This is a genomic window from Gilliamella sp. ESL0250, from assembly GCF_013345045.1.
Lineage (GTDB): Bacteria > Pseudomonadota > Gammaproteobacteria > Enterobacterales > Orbaceae > Gilliamella > Gilliamella apicola_H.
In genome coordinates this window covers 1-1,756 of the sequence record NZ_JAAEDV010000029.1, presented here as the reverse complement: position 1 = coordinate 1,756, position 1,756 = coordinate 1, and the positions used below count along the sequence as shown (strand labels likewise).

The following is a 1,756-nucleotide window of genomic DNA, read 5'->3' as shown; positions in this document are numbered from 1 at the left end:
AAAAGTTGATTAGATATTGAAGCTGTCAGCTCTTTAAAAAGAAGAAACAGACAATCTGTGTGGGCACTTGCGAGACAAAGAATGAAAAGTCTACGGACTTAAAAATTAAGTCTTGATAAGTGACACTGAAGATTCATTTGAATATGTCAGAGACAGTTATTGAGCATCAAACTTTAAATTGAAGAGTTTGATCATGGCTCAGATTGAACGCTGGCGGCAGGCTTAACACATGCAAGTCGAACGGTAACATGAGTGCTTGCACTTGATGACGAGTGGCGGACGGGTGAGTAAAGTATGGGGATCTGCCGAATGGAAGGGGACAACAGTTGGAAACGACTGCTAATACCGTATAATGTTGAGAGACCAAAGCATGGGACTTTCGGGCCATGCGCCATTTGATGAACCCATATGGGATTAGCTAGTAGGTGGGGTAAAGGCTCACCTAGGCGACGATCTCTAGCTGGTCTGAGAGGATGGCCAGCCACACTGGAACTGAGACACGGTCCAGACTCCTACGGGAGGCAGCAGTGGGGAATATTGCACAATGGGGGGAACCCTGATGCAGCCATGCCGCGTGTATGAAGAAGGCCTTCGGGTTGTAAAGTACTTTCGGTGATGAGGAAGGTAGCGTATCTAATAGGTGCGTTAATTGACGTTAATTACAGAAGAAGCACCGGCTAACTCCGTGCCAGCAGCCGCGGTAATACGGAGGGTGCGAGCGTTAATCGGAATGACTGGGCGTAAAGGGCATGTAGGCGGATAATTAAGTTAGGTGTGAAAGCCCTGGGCTCAACCTAGGAATTGCACTTAAAACTGGTTATCTGGAGTATTGTAGAGGAAGGTAGAATTCCACGTGTAGCGGTGAAATGCGTAGAGATGTGGAGGAATACCGGTGGCGAAGGCGGCCTTCTGGACAGATACTGACGCTGAGATGCGAAAGCGTGGGGAGCAAACAGGATTAGATACCCTGGTAGTCCACGCTGTAAACGATGTCGATTTGGAGTTTGTTGCCTAGAGTGATGGGCTCCGAAGCTAACGCGATAAATCGACCGCCTGGGGAGTACGGCCGCAAGGTTAAAACTCAAATGAATTGACGGGGGCCCGCACAAGCGGTGGAGCATGTGGTTTAATTCGATGCAACGCGAAGAACCTTACCTGGTCTTGACATCCACAGAATCTTGTAGAGATATGAGAGTGCCTTCGGGAACTGTGAGACAGGTGCTGCATGGCTGTCGTCAGCTCGTGTTGTGAAATGTTGGGTTAAGTCCCGCAACGAGCGCAACCCTTATCCTTTGTTGCCATCGGTTAGGCCGGGAACTCAAAGGAGACTGCCGTTGATAAAGCGGAGGAAGGTGGGGACGACGTCAAGTCATCATGGCCCTTACGACCAGGGCTACACACGTGCTACAATGGCGTATACAAAGGGAGGCGACCTCGCGAGAGTAAGCGGACCTCATAAAGTACGTCTAAGTCCGGATTGGAGTCTGCAACTCGACTCCATGAAGTCGGAATCGCTAGTAATCGTGAATCAGAATGTCACGGTGAATACGTTCCCGGGCCTTGTACACACCGCCCGTCACACCATGGGAGTGGGTTGCACCAGAAGTAGATAGCTTAACCTTTGGGAGGGCGTTTACCACGGTGTGGTTCATGACTGGGGTGAAGTCGTAACAAGGTAACCGTAGGGGAACCTGCGGTTGGATCACCTCCTTACGAAGAGCTCGTAAGTGTTCACACAGATTGTTTGTTTAGAAGA

1 rRNA gene is annotated in these 1,756 nt (G+C 49.7%); it reads left to right on the top strand.

Features of this window, described 5'->3' with window-relative positions:
- Positions 1–175: 175 nt before the first annotated feature.
- Positions 176–1,713, top strand: a 16S ribosomal RNA gene (locus tag GYY69_RS12615).
- The last annotated feature ends 43 nt before the right edge of the window (positions 1,714–1,756 follow it).